16 protein-coding genes and 2 tRNA genes are annotated in these 20777 nt (G+C 36.7%); 10 read left to right on the top strand and 8 right to left on the bottom strand.

Annotation, left to right across the window (positions count from 1 at the left end):
• Positions 1-15 precede the first annotated feature (15 nt).
• The 3 genes from ACZZZI_RS12145 to ACZZZI_RS12155 all read right to left on the bottom strand — a co-directional run bounded on the left by ACZZZI_RS12145 (position 16) and on the right by ACZZZI_RS12155 (position 1370).
• Positions 16-861: a hypothetical protein gene (locus ACZZZI_RS12145; protein ID WP_463489567.1), complete on the bottom strand. Its 846-nt coding sequence runs from the start codon at positions 859-861 to the stop codon at positions 16-18.
• A 331-nt stretch (positions 862-1192) separates the two neighbouring features.
• Positions 1193-1264, bottom strand: a tRNA-Glu gene (locus tag ACZZZI_RS12150).
• A 30-nt stretch (positions 1265-1294) separates the two neighbouring features.
• Positions 1295-1370 (bottom strand) — tRNA-Met (locus ACZZZI_RS12155).
• Positions 1371-1484: 114 nt separating this feature from the next.
• On the opposite strand from ACZZZI_RS12155, the gene era reads away from it, so the two are divergent.
• Complete coding sequence (gene era / locus ACZZZI_RS12160; RefSeq protein ID WP_344766550.1) at positions 1485-2381, top strand: GTPase Era; 897 nt, start codon at positions 1485-1487, stop codon at positions 2379-2381.
• A gap of 131 nt (positions 2382-2512) precedes the next feature.
• On the top strand, positions 2513-3814 hold the full coding sequence (gene der / locus ACZZZI_RS12165) for a ribosome biogenesis GTPase Der (protein ID WP_316755683.1): 1302 nt from the start codon (positions 2513-2515) through the stop codon (positions 3812-3814).
• Positions 3815-3911: 97 nt separating this feature from the next.
• Here der and ACZZZI_RS12170 read toward each other — a convergent pair whose 3' ends face one another.
• The 5 genes from ACZZZI_RS12170 to ACZZZI_RS12190 form a co-directional block, all read right to left on the bottom strand.
• Positions 3912-4130: a PLDc N-terminal domain-containing protein gene (locus ACZZZI_RS12170; protein WP_344766552.1), complete on the bottom strand. Its 219-nt coding sequence runs from the start codon at positions 4128-4130 to the stop codon at positions 3912-3914.
• A 14-nt stretch (positions 4131-4144) separates the two neighbouring features.
• A complete protein-coding gene (locus tag ACZZZI_RS12175) occupies positions 4145-5899 on the bottom strand; it encodes an ABC transporter ATP-binding protein (protein ID WP_463489568.1) in 1755 nt (584 codons plus the stop codon).
• A gap of 104 nt (positions 5900-6003) precedes the next feature.
• Positions 6004-9189, bottom strand: a complete 3186-nt coding sequence (locus ACZZZI_RS12180) for a TonB-dependent receptor (protein ID WP_316755689.1) — start codon at positions 9187-9189, stop codon at positions 6004-6006.
• Between the two features lie 164 nt (positions 9190-9353).
• Positions 9354-10664 (bottom strand): amidohydrolase family protein, encoded by a 1311-nt coding sequence (locus tag ACZZZI_RS12185; RefSeq protein ID WP_463489569.1) that lies wholly within the window; start codon positions 10662-10664, stop codon positions 9354-9356.
• 1 nt (position 10665) lies between these two features.
• Positions 10666-13689, bottom strand: a complete 3024-nt coding sequence (locus ACZZZI_RS12190) for an amidohydrolase family protein (protein ID WP_463489570.1) — start codon at positions 13687-13689, stop codon at positions 10666-10668.
• Between the two features lie 113 nt (positions 13690-13802).
• Here ACZZZI_RS12190 and ACZZZI_RS12195 point away from each other — a divergent pair, with 113 nt between their 5' ends.
• The 8 genes from ACZZZI_RS12195 (at position 13803) to ACZZZI_RS12230 (ending at position 20746) form a co-directional block, all read left to right on the top strand.
• Positions 13803-14249 (top strand): cytochrome B, encoded by a 447-nt coding sequence (locus ACZZZI_RS12195; RefSeq protein WP_463489571.1) that lies wholly within the window; start codon positions 13803-13805, stop codon positions 14247-14249.
• Positions 14250-14634: 385 nt separating this feature from the next.
• A complete protein-coding gene (locus ACZZZI_RS12200) occupies positions 14635-16032 on the top strand; it encodes an anthranilate synthase component I family protein (RefSeq protein WP_344766561.1) in 1398 nt (465 codons plus the stop codon).
• 109 nt (positions 16033-16141) lie between these two features.
• Positions 16142-16744 carry an anthranilate synthase component II gene (locus ACZZZI_RS12205; RefSeq protein ID WP_316755699.1) on the top strand — a complete coding sequence of 201 codons (603 nt, stop codon included), beginning with the start codon at positions 16142-16144 and terminating at the stop codon, positions 16742-16744.
• A 105-nt stretch (positions 16745-16849) separates the two neighbouring features.
• A complete protein-coding gene (gene trpC, locus ACZZZI_RS12210; RefSeq protein ID WP_463489572.1) occupies positions 16850-17632 on the top strand; it encodes an indole-3-glycerol phosphate synthase TrpC in 783 nt (260 codons plus the stop codon).
• A 78-nt stretch (positions 17633-17710) separates the two neighbouring features.
• A complete protein-coding gene (locus ACZZZI_RS12215) occupies positions 17711-18115 on the top strand; it encodes a hypothetical protein (RefSeq protein ID WP_463489573.1) in 405 nt (134 codons plus the stop codon).
• Positions 18116-18403: 288 nt separating this feature from the next.
• Positions 18404-19594 (top strand): GTPase HflX, encoded by a 1191-nt coding sequence (gene hflX, locus ACZZZI_RS12220; protein WP_344766564.1) that lies wholly within the window; start codon positions 18404-18406, stop codon positions 19592-19594.
• An 82-nt stretch (positions 19595-19676) separates the two neighbouring features.
• On the top strand, positions 19677-20054 hold the full coding sequence (rbfA, locus tag ACZZZI_RS12225) for a 30S ribosome-binding factor RbfA (RefSeq protein WP_316755706.1): 378 nt from the start codon (positions 19677-19679) through the stop codon (positions 20052-20054).
• Positions 20055-20059: 5 nt separating this feature from the next.
• Positions 20060-20746 carry a peptidoglycan DD-metalloendopeptidase family protein gene (locus ACZZZI_RS12230; protein WP_424056792.1) on the top strand — a complete coding sequence of 229 codons (687 nt, stop codon included), beginning with the start codon at positions 20060-20062 and terminating at the stop codon, positions 20744-20746.
• Positions 20747-20777: the final 31 nt, after the last annotated feature.

Below are 20777 nucleotides of genomic sequence, written 5' to 3' on the forward strand. Positions count from 1 at the left end.
CATGGTCATTAGATGCTATTTTCTGTAAAGTGGACACCTTTTTAAAAGGTACTCTAATGGCCCCGAATAAGAGCCGTCGGTATTGGATAGAAATGCCTTGTGGCTTTCGTTATAAATACTTGCATTGTTATCCATATAAATATGCAAAGAAACACTTACATCATAGCGTTGAACAGCATTGCTGTACACTGTACTTGAGCTCGATACATCCTTTATTTTGTCTCCATCATCACGCTTTACTTTTGTATTTCCGTTTGCGCCCGAGGTGCTGGTTTGGTAACCTTTGGCCTGAATTACTGAACCATCAATAATGTATTCTACACCCAGAATATCGCAAAGGTTTTTCATGGTATAACCGATCATTTTATCTCTGGTTACACCTGCCTGTACTAAAGTAGCATTAGTGGTTCTCGCATCTAATATGGTATATCCGTCAGAATGTTTTGATAACATTCCAATAGCATCTTCTTGGGCTTTAAGCCCCACTTGTTCTGCCCCAGGTTGATTATCCATTAAAAACGTAAATGGGAGGACGGCAATTTTATTGTGATGATCTGCCGGGGTGGCTGTCATGGATACAGCATCCTTTTGGCGATCCTGGGCAGGAAGGGTTTGTGAAAAAAGTTCAACTCTTCCGCTTGAGTGTGTAATTTTAAGAATGTCTGACTTTTTAATGGCGTATTCCAGTGTTTCGCCTGTGTAAACAAAAGAAACGCCATCATCATTGATTTTGGTAATTTTTCCTTTGAGTTCTTCTCCGTTTGTTTTTAAGATAACATCAGGCGCTGCAGCCGTTTTGGTTTGAGCCTGTGTGCCAAATGAGCAGATGGCTATGGCGATAATTAGTAGTAATTTTTTCATAGGGCGGGGATTTTTTATCTAAAATAATTAATTTTAGATAAAGTCGTTGATTAAGATCTAAATTATCTTATCCATGGTGTATTCTTCATCGCATTGCTAAATATCTCAGTGTATAATTAATCGAAAGAAAAAGGATAAAAAACTAATGAAATGGGTGAATATATGTTAAGGGGATGGTTTAATTATTAATTTAATTTGAAAGTACAAATTACGTTGGGGGAAGTTATAGGGGAAGTGAAATCTATAAAGTGGACAATACCAAACAATACCTGTAAACGAAAAAAAGTTGATCGTCAGCGGAATCGCTTTAAATCAACTTTTTGTTTTTCTGTAGCCCGTAGGGGAATCGAACCCCTGTTTCCAGAATGAAAATCTGGCGTCCTCACCCCTAGACGAACGGGCCATTAAATTTCAGAGTGTCTTTCAACTCTTTTGGTAGCGGGGACACGACTCGAACGTGCGACCTTCGGGTTATGAGCCCGACGAGCTACCAACTGCTCCACCCCGCACTCTATACAACTCGTTTTTTTCTTTGAATTAAATCCTTAACTCTATTTCCGAATTGGAATGCAAAGATATAATTCGTTTCTTTGTGCTGCAAATTTTTTTTAAAAAATATTTTAATGGCGCATAAAGCAGGTTTTGTTAGTATAATAGGTAAACCAAATGTAGGTAAATCAACCCTCATGAATGTGCTTGTAGGCGAGCGACTTAGCATTATAACTCCTAAGGCTCAAACTACCAGGCATCGTATTTTAGGGATCGTAAATGAAGAAGAATATCAGATTGTTTTTTCTGATACTCCAGGTATAATTAAGCCGAAATATAGCTTGCAAGAGAGTATGATGAGCTTTGTGAACGGATCTTTAACCGATGCTGACGTACTTTTATTTGTTACAGATATTAACGAAGAGCATGATGAGGAAGATGTTTTAGAGAAAATTCTGAACCGTAATATTCCAACAATTGTACTAATCAATAAAATTGATAAAGCACTGCAAGAGCAAGTTGATGAAAAGATTGCTTACTGGCAGGAAAAGTTAAATCCAGTTGCCATTTATGCAATTTCCGCATTACATAAACATAATGTAGATGGATTATTGGATCGAGTTTTGGAAATGTTGCCAGAACATCCGCCATATTATGATAAAGAAGATTTAACTGATCGTTCTGAGCGTTTCTTCGTTTCAGAAATTATCCGTGAGAAAATTTTTCTAAACTATCAAAAGGAAATTCCTTATAGTACTGAGGTAATAGTAAAAAGTTTTAAAGAGGAAGAACTAAAAAACGGTAAAGGATCGATGGTTCGCATCACTGCAGAAATTGTAGTAGAACGCGATTCGCAGAAGAATATCTTAATTGGTACGGGTGGTAGCATGCTTAAAAAAGTAGGTACCGAAGCACGTATCGAAACCGAGAAATTTTTAGATACTAAAGTCTTTTTAGAACTGTTTGTTAAAGTAATTCCCGATTGGAGAAGTAAAAAGAATTACTTAAAGAGCTTTGGTTACGATAATTAACCGTACCTTTGCAGCCCGAAATAAATCGGTTAGTAGTTGATAGTCAATGGCTGATAGCCAAATAGTTTAAGCAGCTTGCTTAAACGCCACGACCATTAACTATAAGCCATTAACTATCAATTAGAATACCCATGAGTAATATTATCGCCATCGTAGGCAGGCCAAACGTAGGCAAAAGCACCCTTTTTAATAGATTAACAGAAAGCCGTAAGGCCATTGTAGATGATATGAGCGGCGTAACCCGCGACAGACATTACGGCGTTGGCGAATGGACTGATAAACAATTTACCGTAATAGATACAGGTGGATATGTTGCAAACTCGGAAGATGTTTATGAAGCAGCCATCCGCGAGCAGGTGATGATTGCCATTGAAGAGGCCAGCGTGCTGATTTTTATGGTTGATGTAACTACTGGAATCACTGATTTAGATGATGATATTGCACAGGTACTTCGCAGGAGTAACAAGCCTGTTTTTGTTACTGCAAACAAAGTAGATAATACAGCTTTACATAGCGAAATCAGTACTTTTTACGGATTTGGCTTAGGCGAAGTTTACCCATTATCTTCGATGACGGGTTCTGGTACTGGTGAGTTGTTGGACGAAATCATCAAGAATTTTGAGGATGAACCCGAAGAAGAAAACGCTTTACCTAAAATTACAATTGCAGGTCGTCCGAACGTTGGTAAATCTTCATTGGTAAATGCTTTAATTGGTAAAGAACGTAATATCGTAACTGCAAATGCTGGTACAACCCGCGATTCAATTAAAATTCATTATAACCAATTCGGTCATGAATTTATGTTAATTGATACTGCAGGTTTACGTAAAAAAACTAAGGTTAAAGAAAATCTCGAGTTTTACTCGGTAATGCGTACCATTAAAGCTTTAGAAGAAGCGGATGTTGTTGTTTTGATGATCGATGCACAGGAAGGTATTGAAAGCCAGGATATCAATATTTTTCACCTTGCTGAAAAGAATAAGAAGGGTATCGTAATATTGGTTAATAAATGGGATTTAATTGAAAAGAATACACAAACGATGAAAGCTTTTGAAGAGCAGATTCACGAGCGCATTCGCCCATTTACTGATGTGCCTATCGTATTTACTTCAGTATTAAATAAGCAACGTATTTTTAAGGCAATTGAGGTTGCTTTAGAAGTTTACAAAAATCGTAGTAAGAAAATTCCTACATCGAAATTAAATGATGTAATGTTGCCATTAATCGAGAAATTTCCACCTCCTGCATTAAAAGGAAAGCACATCAAGATTAAATATATCACACAAATTAACGGTACATCGCCAATGTTTGCGTTCTTCTGTAATTTGCCTCAATATATTAAAGATCCGTATAAACGTTTCATAGAGAATAAATTGAGAGAGAATTTTGATTTCGCTGGTGCACCAATTCAAATCTATTTCAGACAGAAATAAGCGTAAGCTTACATTTAATTATAAATAGAAAAGCAGGGCTTGCTTTCCAGTTGGAAAAGTAGCCCTGCTTTCTTGCTATCCAAAGGTTTTGCAACCTTTAGAATTTCTTATTCTTGCCCCAGATTAAATAGATAATAGAGCCTAAAAATGGTGCTGTTATTATAATTATAAACCACAAAACTTTAACGCCAAAGCTCATTCCGCTATTCCTTGAAATGTGGTAAAGTGCAATTAAAATAAGTATCAGCCATAAAATGGCTGGTATAATTATAAAAAGCGCAACATGATTGCTGTTAACGTTCGTTTGTAATAACATAATTTGAGATTCTATTATGCTTCAACAATTCTTTCGCCAATTTGTTGGCGCCACATAGCCTGATATAAACCGTTTTGTGCAATTAATGCTTCGTGCGAACCTTGCTCAATGATCTGGCCTTTCTCTAAAACGTAAATTACATCAGCATGTTTAATAGTTGATAAACGGTGTGCAATTAGAATGGTAATATGATCGGTCAAGTCAGAAACATTTCTAATGGTTTTGGTAATTTCTTCCTCCGTGATGGAATCTAACGAAGAAGTTGCCTCATCAAACACTAAAATATCTGGCTGGCGTAGTAAAGCTCTGGCAATTGATAAACGCTGTTTTTCGCCTCCTGAAACTTTTACACCACCTTCGCCAATTAGCGAGTCTAAACCTTTATCAGCTCTGGCCAGCAAAGTTTGGCACGCCGCCTGATTTAAAACCTTAAAGCATTCTTCATCCGTAGCACTTGGGTTAACGAACAATAAATTTTCTCTAATAGTACCCGAAAAAAGTTGCGTATCCTGAGTTACGAAACCAATTTTTTCGCGTAAAACATCTAAGTCAATATCATGACTGGTTGTTCCGTTGTATAGGATTTCGCCTTGTTTTGCAGGGTATAAACCAACCAGCAATTTAACTAAGGTAGATTTTCCAGCACCTGATGGACCGACAAAGGCAATAGTTTGGCCATTGTGTGTCGTAAAAGAAATGTTTTCTAAGGCATTTCTGTTTGCAGTTAAATGTTTAAAGCTTACCGATTTGAAAGTAAGTTCCTTAATTTTTTTAATCGAGATTGGGTTTGCTGGTTTCTGATCGACAGGTGTGCTTAAAATTCTTTTAAAGTTTCCTAACGATACTTCAGCCTCTCTCCATGCCAATATTACATTGCCCAATTCCTGTAGCGGTCCGAAAAGAAAAAACGAATAAAATAAGAACGAAAAATATTGTCCTGGTGAAATGGTATTATCGAAAATTAAGAGTAAAAGTACAACAATCATTGAGCTTCTAACCAGGTTTACCGTAGTTCCCTGAACAAAACTCATGCTTCGTACATATTTAACTTTCTTAAGTTCTAAGCCTAAAATTTTGTAGGTGGTTTTGTTTAGTCTTTCAATTTCCTGATCGGCCAAACCTAAGCTTTTTACCAGTTCTATATTTCTTAATGATTCAGTTGTAGAACCCGCAAGCGCAGTAGTTTCGCCAACAATAGAGCGTTGAATGGTTTTAATTTTTCTGCTCAAAAACCAGCTTACGAAACTAATAATGGGAATCGCTGCAAAGTAAACCAGGGTTATTTTATAGCTAATGGAAACAGAATAAACGATTACGAATATCATCCCGATTAAGCTTACAAAGAGTACGCTGATGAAAGCAGTGATAAATTTTTCTGAATCTAATCTTACTTTCTGTAAAATGCCTAAAGTTTCGCCACTTCGCTGATCTTCAAAAACCTGATAAGGTAATTTAAGAGAATGCTGCAAGCCATCGGCATACATTTTTGCACCAACTTTTTGTACGATTACGCTGGTAAAGTAATCCTGGAAGTTTTTAGCTATACGGGATACCATAGCAGCTCCGATAGCCAGGCCAATAAAGCCTAATGCGCCCCAGATGTAAGCACTTTTACTGCTGAAAGCTGCTCTTTTGTTTATGTATAAATCCAGGATCTTACCCGTGAAATAAGGATCCATTAAAGAAAAACCAATATTTACACCTGCAAGTATGAGCGCCAAAGCCACAATCCACTTGTGACCTTTCAGGTAGTTTAATAATAATCCCATTAAGTTTTGTTGTTTGTAGGTGCAAACATAAAAAAAGGGAATGGATAAAAATCCATTCCCTTTTTTTATGACTTTATTAAAAGATATTAAATATCCTTTGGTAATTAAAATCCGTATCTCAAGCCAAGTTGTGCCTGCCAAGGATTACCTGTTGGAATTACAACCCCTGTATTGTTTAAACGGTAGTTATAGTTCGAAGTTGTAGCATCAAATCCAGTTACAGCATAAAGTGCTTGTGTACCTAAAGTTTCTGTTGTACCCCAAGTTTTCTTAAATAAGTTGGCTACGTTAAACAAATCGCCAGAAATTTCCAGACTTTGTTTTTTGCGTGGACCAAATTTAAACACATAGGCTAATCTTAAATCAACTGTACCATAGAAACCATTTATGCCGCCATTACGCTCGGCAAACGTACCTTGGTATTTGTTGATGTAATCTTTTAAACTCTGGCTTGCATCGCCATTTGCCAATAATGTTTGTAAAGCAGTTCTAAGCGCTGCAGGTACATTTGTATTTGAAGGATTAAAGATATATGCTAAATCATTTGTAGCTACAAAATCGCCATTTGTGTTTCCTCCAGATAATAAACTATATCTGGTGCCACCAATACCTGAATAACGAATACCTGCTTTAATGCCATGAAATGATGGTAATGTTCCATAAACAACAACCTTATTTCTGAACTGGCCATTAGAATAAGTCATGTTGTTTAAGTTTCTTGGATCATCAACAACAGGCAAAGATAATGTTGCAGAGTTGGCAACGTTACCGTTAAATGAAGTATTATCTTTAGCATCGTTCCAGGTAAAGCTTCCTGAAATTTCTCCATCTTTAAAGTATCTCCATGTCGCATCTACAACTACAGCAAATTGATTAACTTTTCCTTTACTGTTTAACTCTAAAACTCTACCAAATGCATCCGTTAAGCGGCCTCTTTTCCAATCTGTAACTCCGTTACTCGGAATAATAGTACTTGCTGGCACATATACACCTCTGTTTCCTTCATTTGATAAGGTAAAGAAAGGGTTTGCAACCATGTTTCTATCAATATACATGTAGTTATTGCGTGCTAAAGTTGCATAACCGGTAATACCAATACGTATTTTATCATTTATTAATTTGTTATAAGATAAGTTGGCTTTATACACTACAGGCATTTTTGCATCTTCAGCATAAGTATTTATGGTTGGGATTTGTAACGCTGCTAAAGTTGGCGCTGATGCACTTCCATTTCTATAACCAATAAAGTTAGGCGTTGGTACACCTGTGCCAGTTACATCAACAGTTGCAAAATGTTTACCATCAAAGGTAAGGTTATTAATGGTCATGTAGTTGTTAATATCTGAACCAAAGATACCTGCTCCAAAACGAACAAAATCTGTTCTGTTTTCATTAATATCCCAGTTTAACTGAACTCTAGGCTGAACTAAAAATTGTTTTAACTTGTGATCTGTTCTCACGCCAATCGCATCAAATAGCTGTTGGTTAAGTGGCGAGGTTGGATATTTACTAAAGTCTAGACGTAAACCACCTGTAAAGTCTAAACCTTTGCCAAGTTTGGTTTGCATTTGACCATATATCGCAGAATTCCATAAGTTACCAATAACAGTTGGGTCATCAACTAAAGGAACTTCTCTGTAATAGCTGATTGGAATTAAGTTGTTAAAATTTTGTAAAGAGGTTTGCCTGTTTCCTGCTGCAACGGTACCCGAGGTGTTAAATGTAAAACGGCCATTCACTTCACTTCCATACAATGATTTTGCATGGGTGTACATGATGTCTATACCAAATGTATATTTAATTTTATCTGTGTTATAATAGAAATTATCTACCAATTGGAAAACATTATTTGTAAAACCCTCTTGCCCGAAACGGTGTCCGCCAATTTGAACTGCAGTTGCTAATGTTGCCCCAGTTGTAGGAGAGATAGATTCTAAGTTGGAAACAACAGCTCTTGGAATGGCAAAACCTAACTCATCGTTCTGCGTACTGGCTTGGTAGGTGTATAAATGTTGTAACTTTAATTCGTTAGTTACTTTGCTGCTAATTGTAGAACGTAATGTAGCCAATAAGCTGTTATCAACGTTTTTATCATTACCATAACTTTCGTAGAAATTTATTGCTGTATTATCGCCTAAACCTAATGGGTTTCTATCATTAGTATAGTTATCTCTAATGGTTAATAAATTCTTGTCATTAATTTGCCAATCTAAACGAAGAAATCCGGCATCTGTACCTCTTTTTTTAGGAAATGAGCCAAATTGTTGTGTGTTAGCAACGCCATACTTACTTCTCGCAACCGCTAAAAAGTTATTTAATGTGCTATTCGTAATGTTAAAACGAGCAACATCAGCATCAGAATTAATATCTGCAATAATTAATGGGCGAGAATCTCTTTGATGATCCCATGCTGCAAAATAATGTAGTTTATCTTTGATGATTGGTCCGCCTAAGCTAAAACCATATTGGTAAGTAGAGAAATCATTAACTCTTGGATTTCCTCTGATATCATATTTACTCGCTAAGAAATCAGCACGGTTATAAGCAAATGCACTTCCTGTAATTTCATTTGTACCCGATTTGGTTACCGCACTAATGGTTCCACCACCTGAACGACCTAAGCTAACATCGTATTGGTTGGTTACTACCTTAAATTCACGAACACTTTCTATCGAGATTGAGTATGGTGCGCCACTACGACTGGTTGTGCTGCCAGAAGATGTAGGATTCTTCGCGGTCATACCATCAATAGTGAAATTAGTAGATGAACCTAACTGACCAGATATACCACCAGGACCTGATAAAGGCGATAAATCAGTCAAACTACTAAAGTTACGACCGTTTACAGGTAAAATGTTCATCGTTTTTGATGAAATTTCTGTTGAAGCTCCAAATTGTTGTACTTTATTTCTTAACGAAGAGCCACTAACCTCAACATCTGTAAGGTTTTGTGAAGCTTCTTGCATAGTGATGGAAACTTTCGCTACATCACCAAGATTTAACATGTAACCACTCCTGGTTTGTTCGCCGTAGCCCATGTAAAGTGCTTTTATCGAATATGGTCCTCCTAAAGGAAGCTCTTTAAATGTATACTCTCCTTGACCATTTGTTGCTGTTTTTGTAGTAAAACCTGTTGAGGTGTTTCTAACCTGCACGGATACACCAGGAATTGGCTGTTTTTTTTCGTCGGTAATAATACCGGAAATCGATGCTTGTGTAGTTTGCGCCCTAAGAGAACTGGAAACACAAAAACACAGCAATAATACTGCTAGTAGTAAATTTTTGACCATGATTAGTTTTTTGATTTGATGGTGCAAATTTGCAGTTGCAGTATTAACTGAAATTAGATTTAGAATTAAGAAAACGTTTATAAATTGTGTGTTTTTATGGTTTATGTTAAAATAAAAAACGGCCAGTAAATTAATACTGGCCGTTTGTGTTAAGCTAATGTTAGCTATTTCTTTTCAGCGGTGTATTTATCGCTGAATTTTTTATCCAGTTGTTTGTGTAAATTATCCAGGTTAATATCTCTGCCCTGGATAAATGCCTGCTCTACTTTGTTGGTTCGCATATCTAAAGCATCACCTGCAGAAATAAAGAAAGTAGCATCTTTACCAGTCTCTATACTGCCTGTTGTTTTATCAACGCCCATTGCTTTGGCTGCATTTAGGGTAATTGTTGATAGCGCTTTTTCCTTATCTAAACCCCATGCTGTAACCGTACCCGCCATAAAAGGAAGATTACGTTGCTGCCAATAGCCATCGATACTTAAAACTACATTTAAGCCTGCATTTGCTAATATTGCTGCGTTTTTATACGGCATGTTTACATCATCATCGTTATTGTTTGGTAAGGCGTGAGGTTGTTTAACCACAACCGAAACATTGTTCTCTTTTAAGAAATCGATCACTAAATAAGCCTCATCGGCACCCGTAATAACAGGTGTAATTCCGAGTTTTTTGGCAAAGTTTACCGCTGCAACAATATCTTTCTGACTTTCGGCTGCTATGAATAGTTTTTCTTTCCCTGTGAAAACAGGTTTCATGGCTTCGAAACGGGTATTAATCACTTCTGGTTTTCCCATTTCTGAATAAGCCTTTGCTTCGGCGAAGAAAGAGGTTAACTGATTGATAGCTGCTTGCGTGCGTTCGTTTAACATTTCTGGCGAAGCAGCTGGTCTGCCGAAGCCACCAAAACCACCTCTAAAACGTGGTGTAACAGGCCAGGTCATGTGCATTGCATCATCTGTTTTAATGGATGCATCTTCCCAATTCCACGCATCTAACTGAACAACAGATGAACTGCCTGAAATTGTTCCGCCCTGCGGTGTAGGTTGTGCCATTAAAACACCATTGCTCCGTAAAGTTGCCGGTACTTTCGAATCGGTATTGTAAGCCACGATCGAGCGGATATGCGAATTATAGTCTCCAATTTCCTGGAAATCTAAAGTCGCTTTTATTGATTCTGTTTCCGCTAAACCTAAATTTGTGGTTGCGGCAATAAAGCCAGGATAAATGTGTTTCCCTGTGGCAACAATTCTCATTACATCATCTGCAGGAACTTGTCCGTTCGCTGCAACCGATATAATTTTGCCGTTACCAAAAAGAATGGTTCCATTTTCAATAACTGTTCCGTTACCTACGTGTACAGTTGCGCCAGTAATGGCAATGGTCCTGCTTTGTTTTTTTGCGGGCGATATGTTGGCTTGTGCAAAGCACATCAGGCTCGATGCCGATAATGCCAGACTGAATATATATGTTTTCATATTAGTGCGCATGTTCTGTTTCGTTTAATTCTGCTGAATAATCTTCCAATGTTTCGCAATTGTAAAGACGTGGTGCATTACCAAATGGACGTTGTGTACGAACACCGCTGGTTTTACTTTCTAGCATCTTTTGAATTAAACGAGCTTTTTCTGCCTGCTGAGATTTAATAACCTGAGCATCTTTATCTATATCCCAGTAGGAAATCCCATCAACAAAAGTTTTTTCTGCTTTAGCATAAATTGATAGAGGATTAGCCGACCAGATCACCACATCCGCATCCTTACCAGGCTTTAAACTACCTACTTTATCGTCAATATGAAGCATTTTGGCAGGATTAAGCGTTACAAATTTTAAAGCATCTTCTTCAGGCACGTTACCGTAAAGCACTGATTTTCCTGCTTCCTGGTTTAAGTGACGAGCCATTTCAGCATCATCAGAGTTGAAAGCAGTTGTTACTCCAACGTTATGCATAATTTTTCCGTTGAAAGGAATTGCTTCTGCAACTTCATTTTTGTAAGCCCACCAATCTGAAAAAGTAGAACCAGCAATACCATGAGCTTTCATTTTATCGGCCACTTTATAACCTTCTAAAATGTGAGTGAATGTATTGATTTTGAATCCTAAGCTATCTGCAACATGGATTAACATATTGATTTCACTTTGTACATAAGAGTGACAAGTGATGAAGCGTTTATTATTCAGAATTTCTACAATTGCATCTAATTCTAAATCTCTGCGTACATTACTTCCTTTAGCAGAAATTGCTTTTTCATATTCTTTGGCACGGGTAAACTCATCAACAAAAGTTTGTTCCACACCCATACGTGTTACAGGGAAACGAGCACCGGTACCAAAATTACTTTGCTTAACATTTTCTCCTAAAGCGAATTTGATGAAGCCATCTGAACCTGCAAATTTTAATTCTTCTGGTGCTTTACCCCAACGCAATTTAATTAATTGAGATTGGCCACCAATTGGATTTGCCGAGCCATGTAGGATTTGAGAAGTAGTAACACCACCCGCCAGCTGGCGATAAATATTTACATCTTCCGAATTAATAATATCAGCAATACGAACTTCAGCAGAAACCGACTGAGCACCTTCGTTAATACCACCGCTACCAGCAATGTGCGAGTGCTCATCAATAATACCTGCGGTAACATGCTTGCCTGTTCCATCGATTACTTTTGCGCTTCCTGCCGATAAATTTTTTCCAACGGCCTTAATTTTACCGTTTTCTAAAAGTACATCTGCATTTTGGAGAACACCTTCTTTTTCATTTGTCCAAACAGTAGCGTTTTTAATTAAAACGCTTTCTTGTTTAGGTAATTCTGTATTTCCGAAGGCACCGAAAGGAAAAATCAAACTGCCTACAGCTAATGTTGGTTTTGGCTCATCACGTTTAGGCATTTCTTTCGCTGCGTCTTTATAAGTTGCAGTAAATTTTCCGAAAGTTCCATCAGGTAATGCTACTTCGCCTTTAAAAGTTAAAGGGCTTGCTGAAGTTAAATAACCACTTAAGCGAACATCACCTTTAGGGTTTTTCTTTAAGTTAAAATTGATGCTAACCCAATCGCCATTTCTGGTAAATGTTGCTGTTGCTTTAACGCTATCTGCGCCACTTCTTTCAATAGCTGCAGTAGAGCCACCACCAGTTCCTGTGATTTTTAAAAGCAATCCGCCACTAATACCATCAACATTTAAATTATAATTTCCGCGAACATCAGCAACATCCATTTTGTTTACAATGAAACGTTTGCCCTGAACCCAGTTTTCGAAAATTATATTTTCTTTTTTGAATAAGTTATCAGATGAGATTAAGAAATTGGCAACTTTACCTTTTTCTAATGAACCAACTTTATCGCTAATGCCTAAAAGTGAAGCAGGAATTTCAGTAACCGATTGTAAAGCTTGTTTTTCAGTTAAACCGTTGTCAATTGCTGTGCGGATGTTAGCCCAAAAATCGCGGGTGTTTTCTAAGCCGAAAGTAGTTAATGCAAACTTAATTCCAGCTTTTTCTAAAGCTGATGCATTGGTAGGTGCCATTTCCCAAGCTTTCATTTGCGTTAAAGTAATGTTTCTTGCTTCAGCAGGATCTTCAACATCGTAAGCTTTAGGGAATGATAAGGGAATAATTAAGCTTGCGCCTGTAGCTTTAACTTCCGCAATACGTTGGTATTCATCACCTGTAGATTTGATGATGTATTGTTTACCAAATTCTTTTCCGATTTTATTAGCACGAAGAACATTAGCCCAACCATCTACCTCGAAAATTTGCGGCATATTTTGTTGTTTGGCAAATTCTTCTAACGAAATGTTGTATTCATCTTTTTGTTTGCCATACCATTGAGCATCGTAATACGTTTGACGAAGCAAAGCGATAGAACCCATCAATGAAGTTGGGTAATCGTTAGATGATGTTCCTTTGTTAAATGAGTAATTGGCTGCGGTTTGATCTTTTAAGAAAACGTTGTTATCAGTAGCATCGTTTAAGGTTACTGCCGCAGAAACACCACGGGCAATGCCATCGCGACTGATTACGTTAACACTTCCGAAACCTGCTTTACGTAAATCATCTGCCTTTTTACCATCGGCAGTAAAAATATTTTTTACGTAAGTTTCTGGTCTAATGGATTCGTTCCAGCCGTAAGCACCTTTTTTAGTGGAAACAAAAATAGACTGGCGTTGACCACCAAAGCCACGTGCCTGAACTGCTGCTTCAGGAACACCATAACTTGTAAAAGCATCAACCAAAGAAGGGTAAATAAATTTTCCTTTTAAATCTACCACAACGTAACCTTTTGGTACGGCTAATCCAGCACCAACCGCCTGAATGGTTGAGCCTTTAATTAATAAGGTAGCATTCGACAGAGTTTGAGTGGCATTTACTACAATTGTTGCGTTTGTAAAAGCGAACATACCTGGTCTTGTGTCATAAGAACCATTAACTGGGTAGGTAGTTTGCTGTGCAAACAGAATTGTAGAGGAAAATACCAGCACAAAGGCGAGTAAAATTTTCTTCATAATATGTTTAGGGGGTTTATTTTGTTTAAAACTAATATAAATTAGCATTGAAATTGCTTATTAACCTATTTTTTACAATTAATAGCTATTTTTGGTGCTATAAAATTATAATCATGAACGAAATTTTAAAAAGTGCGCACTCTGGTTGGCGCTATGTTGTTTTTTTGTTATTAATTATCGCCGTTATTAAAGCCTTATCAGGATGGTTTGGAGACAAGAAATATACAGAGGGCGATAGAAAGCTTAATGTTTTTACTTTGATCAGTGCACACATTCAATTATTAATTGGTTTGGTGCTTTATTTTAGCGAGGGTTGGTACGCATTAAGTAGTAAAGGCGCACCTGCAGTTCGTTATTTTAAAATGGAACATATTAGCATGATGATTATTGCAATTATTTTAATCACGGTAGGAAACGCAAAATCAAAAAAAGTTACTGAAGCTGTAGCTAAACACAGAACCATATCTGTTTTCTTTGGTTTGGCTTTAATTTTAATAATCATTACAATTTTATTAATGGTGAAAGAGGTTCCTGGAAGAAGTTTCTTTGGTATTTCTTAATATTTAACTAAAAAGACTTAAACGTTTTTTAAAATAAATTCTAGTCCTGCTCTGTACCGGGGGCAGGATTTTTTATTGTAAAAAAAGTAAGCGTGGTACAGAGCCTGCTCTTGCAATTCTTCTAAAGAAAATAACCGTTCACTCAATTATTATCATAAAAGTTTCCATTTTTCAAAATTCTTTATATTTTTGTTGCTCATGATCAGCAATATACATACATGGCTTTGGCAAGGTAATTCAACTCAGAATTGCGCAGGCAGGGTATGCAAAATATAGTTTATCAACCTAAACCTTATTAATGAACCATTAAAGCCCTGCGTAGAACCACACGCAGGGCTTTTTATTTATAGTAAAATCTGTCACCATCGACGAAATAAAAAAGAAAATGTTTAAAATTAATACCACATATAAAAAACTGCTTGCCGATACCACTACACCGGTAAGTATATATCTTCGCTTACGCGATGTTTATCCGAATAGTATTTTGCTCGAAAGTTCCGATTATCATAGTCGAGAAAATTCGATGAGTTTTGTGTGTGCCGACCCTGTTGCTGGGATTATTCTAAGAGGTTCGAGGTTGGAATCTTATTTTCCGGATGGCTCGGCAGAAATTAAAGAAGTTGGAAACTTAACGGATCAAATTGCGGAGTTTAAAGATAAGTTTATGGAAACCGAATTGCCCGAAATTAAGTTTATTTCTAGCGGCTTATTTGGTTACTTTACCTGGAATGCAGTTCAGCACTTCGAAGATATTAAGTTCACTTCTCAAACACCAGAAGGCGAAGGAATTCCTGAAATGCAATACCACCTTTATCGCTACATTATTGCAATCGATCATTTCAAGAATGAGATCACGCTATTCAAAAACACTTTTGATGGAGAGGAAGAAGCTGGTTTAGAAAAAATGGAATATTTAATTCAGAATAAAAATTATCCTGAGTATAAATTTCAAATTAAAGGTGAAGAAACTTCTAATTTAACCGACGAAGGTTTTATGCAGCTTGTAGAAAAGCTACAGAAGCATATTTATCGTGGAGATGTTTTTCAGATTGTTCCCTCAAGAGCATTTAAACAAGCTTTTACTGGAGACGAATTTAATGTTTATCGTTGCTTACGTTCTATAAATCCATCTCCATATTTGTTTTATTTCGATTACGGCGATTTTAAACTTTTTGGTTCATCGCCCGAAGCTCAGATTACAATTAAAAATAACACTGCAAATATTTTCCCCATTGCCGGAACCTTTAAACGTAGCGGTAATGATATAGAAGATGCAGAACAAGCAAAAAAGCTGGAGCAAGATCCCAAAGAAAGTGCTGAACACGTAATGCTTGTTGATTTGGCTAGAAATGATTTAAGTAGACATTGTAATCGTGTTGAAGTTAAATCTTTCAAAGAAGTTCAGTATTATTCTCATTTAATTCACCTGGTTAGTAAAGTTAGTGGTCATTTGCAGGAAGATGTTAGTGCATTTAAAGTGGTGGCCGATACTTATCCGGCAGGAACTTTAAGTGGTGCACCGAAATATAAAGCCATGCAATTAATCGACGAAAATGAAAAACTTGGCCGTAATTTTTATGCAGGTGCAATTGGTTTTATGGGCTTTAACGAAGATTTTAATCATGCTATTATGATTAGAACTTTTATGAGTAAAAACAATGAATTGCATTATCGTGCTGGTGCAGGTATTGTTGCCGATTCTGTTCCCGAAACAGAAATGCAGGAAGTAAACAATAAAATTGCGGCACTACGCAAGGCGGTTGAAATGGCCGAAGGCATTTAATTCCTAACTCCTGGAGGTGAGGTAATAAATTGTAAATAAGAAAGATATACAATTAGTAGTGTTAGTTTATTAGTGAAAAATAAAATTTCATATTTTAGAAATTAAAGAAATGGAAATTAATAATATTCCCCCTTCAGGGGGCAAAGGGGTAGTTTTGGTAATTGATAATTACGATAGCTTCACCTATAATTTAGTGCATTTAATAAATGAAGTTGGCTACGAAGCGGAGGTTTGGAGAAACGACAAGTTTGATTTGGCTGACGTTGATAAGTATGATAAAATCCTCCTTTCACCTGGTCCTGGGATTCCAGAAGAAGCTGGCTTGTTATTAGATGTAATTAAAACCTATGCAGCAACAAAAAGTATATTTGGCGTTTGCTTGGGTCAGCAGGCTATTGCCGAGGTTTTTGGAGGAAAGCTTTTAAATCTTGGTAGACCAATGCATGGTATTGCTACGCCTGTTACTGTTGTAGATGGCGATGAGTTTTTATTTTGGGAATGCCCGCAAACCATAAATGTTGGTCGGTACCACAGTTGGGTGGTTAGTAAAGAAAACTTTCCTTCGTGTTTAAAAATTACCGCAAGAGATCATAAAAGCGAGATTATGGCTTTAAGACATGAAAGTCTTGATGTGCGTGGGGTTCAGTTTCACCCAGAAAGTGTGCTGACCGAATATGGTAAGCAAATGATGGAGAATTGGTTAACGAATTAATAATCACTTCGTTGTTGCGAGGCACGAAGCAACCTTAATGCTTTGGGTTTGATAGCTATAGTAATAGGATTGCTTTGTGCCTTGTAATGACGGTTAATGAATTATATGAACATTTTAGATAAAATTGTATTACGTAAAAAAGAAGAGGTTGCGGATGCCAAGCAATTGGTTTCGATAGCTCATTTAGAAAACTCAGTTAATTTTAACCGTAAACCATATTCTTTTAAGGATTTTCTTTTGGCTGATGATCGAAACGGAATTATTGCTGAATTTAAACGTCGTTCTCCCTCTAAAGGATTAATAAATGGCATTGCTGATGTTGCTGAGGTAACGCAAGCTTATAATAACGCGGGTGCATCAGCACTTTCTATTTTAACTGATGTCGATTTTTTTGGCGGTAAAACCGACGATATTCTTACTGCGAGAGCAGTTAATAGTATTCCAGTTTTGAGAAAGGATTTCATGATTGATGAATATCAGATTTTAGAAGCTAAAGCGTGGGGAGCAGATATTATTTTATTGATTGCCGCAATTTTAACGCCTAAACAAATTAATGAATTTGGGAAATTCGCAAAAGATTTGGGCCTTAATGTACTTTTAGAAGTTCATAATTTAGAAGAACTGGAAAGAAGTATTTGTCCGAATTTAGATGCGATTGGGGTTAATAACAGAAATTTAGCTGATTTTACGGTTGATATTCAAACTTCATTTGATTTGGTTAATAAAATTCCAAATGAGTTTATGAAGATTTCTGAAAGTGCAATTAGTAATCCAGAAACGATTAAGCAACTTAAAAGTGCTGGATTTAATGGGTTTCTAATTGGCGAAAACTTTATGAAAACCGAAGATCCAGGAGAAGCAATCAAAGCTTTTACTAAGTCAATCTAGTAGTTTTAATTGTAATAATTTTGTAGTATTAAATTTTATGGCATATCATTTGAATGATACAAGAAAAAATTAAAATCTATGAAATCAATTTTAAAACTATTATCATTTTCTTTAGTGGTTGTTTTGTGTTTAACCATTTCCTCTTGTAGCAAAAAAAGCGACAATCCATCGCCAACAAATAGCTACCCAAAAAAAGTTTCAGTTGAATATCGAATTACTTCTCCCTCTGGCTTAACAACGCTATATAGCATTGTTAGAAGAAATGCAACTGGTGCAACTGAATTGTTTAGCAATCAGTCTCTTCCGTATTCGTATAAATTCGATATGACAGCTAAACAATTCGACGCATTATTAATTAACGGAACATCGCACACTGGTGGTACTATTGACTGCGAAATTTTTGTCGATGGTAAAAGTGTTGATAAGAAAACGGGCAGCGGAAATACGTTAACAGACATTACGGCAACCTATGTATTCCAATAACTAAAAATTAAAATATTTAAACTAAAGCCATTCTGTTTTAAATCGGGGTGGCTTTGATTTTTTTAGCAGAATTTTTTTAAAGATTAATGAATATAACTTATGTTAAATAAGCCCAATTGAATGAAAAGCCTCCCGATTTTTCTTCGGGAGCTTGTAAGGAAAGCGGGATTGAAAGAGCCAAAAGCTTTGTTGCTTTCACTTTCTAATTAATAAAAAACTTTTATTGCATCCGCATGGTTTGTAAATGGAATTACACGTTTGCAAATTTCGTATATTTGTACATATTTCATGGGAAAACAAAAAACATATGATACTGCGGTAGTGCAGGAGCGAGCCATTTTGGTTGGGGTAATTACACCTGGCGAAAAGGAAGAGCAAACAAAAGAATATTTAGATGAGTTGGCCTTTTTGGTTGAAACAGCTGGTGGCAGGGTAGAAAAAAACTTTACTCAAAAGATGTTAAAGCCCGAGCGTGCAACTTTTGTGGGCACAGGAAAGCTGGAAGAAATAAAAGCTTACGTAAAGTCGGAAGAGATTGATACAGTGGTTTTTGATGATGAGTTATCGCCATCGCAATTGCGTAATATTGATCGTGAATTAGGTGTTAAAGTATTGGATAGAAGTAATTTAATTCTGGATATTTTTGCTAGCAGGGCCCAAACTGCACAGGCTAAAACTCAGGTAGAATTGGCACAATTACAATATGTTTTACCTCGTTTAACTGGTATGTGGACTCACCTTGAACGCCAAAAAGGGGGTATCGGGATGCGTGGTCCAGGTGAAACGCAGATAGAAAGTGATAGAAGGATTATTTTGAACAAAATCTCTTTATTAAAAGAGCGTTTAAGAAATATCGACAGGCAAAATGAAACGCAGCGTAAAAACCGCGGTCAGTTAATTCGTGTTGCACTTGTAGGTTATACCAATGTTGGTAAATCTACGATTATGAATATGCTGTCAAAATCGGAGGTATTTGCCGAAAATAAATTGTTTGCAACTTTAGATACGACCGTTCGTAAGGTGGTTATTGAAAATTTACCTTTTTTATTATCAGATACCGTTGGCTTTATTCGCAAATTACCCCACCATTTGGTAGAGTGTTTTAAATCGACGTTAGATGAAGTTAGGGAAGCAGATTTATTGATCCATGTTGTAGATGTTTCGCATCCAAACTTTGAAGATCAGATTCATATTGTGAACGAAACCTTGAAAGATATTGGTGCAATTGATAAGGATATGATCTTGGTTTTTAATAAAATTGATGCTTATGTTTCGCCAGAGGTTGATGATGAAGATGGTGATGGTAAATTAACCATTGAGGATTTTAAGAAAAGCTGGATGAGTCATGGTAAAGTTCCTGTTTTGTTTATCTCGGCAACGGAAAAAGAAAATATAGAAGAGTTTAAAACATTATTATACGATAAAGTAAAGGCTGCGCATGTGGCAAGATATCCGTATGATAGTAATTTGTTATATTAGTTGTCACACTGAGCTTGTCGAAGTGATGATATTAAAGTCAGGATGGTCTTCGACAGGCTCAGACTGACATAGATCGAAAATTATGGAAAGTAAACGTCAGCAAAAATTTGCAGGAGTACTACAAGAGGAGTTAGCACAGGTTTTTCAGCGTGAGGGAGGTGCATTTTTGCCAAATACACTGGTAACTATTACCCGTGTAAGGGTTTCGGCAGATTTGGCCGTTGCAAAAGTTTATTTAAGCTTTTTTAATACCAATAATACAACACTATCAATTAATACAGTTAATGCCCACGCGGGAGAAATCAGATATAAATTGGGTTCAAGAATTCGCCATCAGGTAAGAGTTGTGCCCGAGCTTACTTTCTTTGTTGATGATACAAACGAATACGTAGAACGCATGGATCATCTTTTTGATAAGATAGCAAAAGAACCAAGGCAGCCAGACGAGGAAGCGGAATAGTTTTGATGAAAACTTTTGAGCAGATTATTAAATCTAACGCATCGTTAATAAAAAAAGTTGTTGATTTTGATGCTTCAATTGATAAACTCTTACCGCTTGATTTTACCGTATCCAATACGGAGTTAACGGATGAAATTTTAGACCATACAGATGTTTTTTCGGCTTGGGTAAATCAAAAGCTTAAAACTAATAACGCCATTTATGGTATTGGAGGTTATAATGAGCATAGAACAATTTATTCGAGAAGCGCACACTTTGATACAGCTGAGGAACCCCGAAGGCTACATTTAGGTGTTGATATTTGGGCGCCAGCTGAAACACCTGTTTACAATTTCTTTGATGCTACCGTTCATAGTTTCGCCAACAACAATAACTTCGGCGATTACGGAGCTACAATAATTTTAGCCTATCAAATTGAGGGCTTTAAATTTAATGCACTATATGGGCATTTAAGTTTAGCTTCTTTAAATGATTTAGAGGAGGGGAAGTTTATTCCCGCTGGAAAATCTTTTGCAACCTTAGGCGTTAAAGAAGAAAACGGAAACTGGCCGCCGCATTTACATTTCCAAATTATCGAAGATATGGGTGGTTTAAAGGGCGACTTTCCTGGCGTTTGTAAATTCTCCGAGCGTGACAAGTATTTGGCTAATTGTCCAAACCCCAACCTCGTTTTGGATTGTAGTTTGAAATAGCTTTAAGCTTTCTGCTTTAGTGTTTTTTACG

Source organism: Pedobacter sp. AC190, assembly GCF_979258025.1.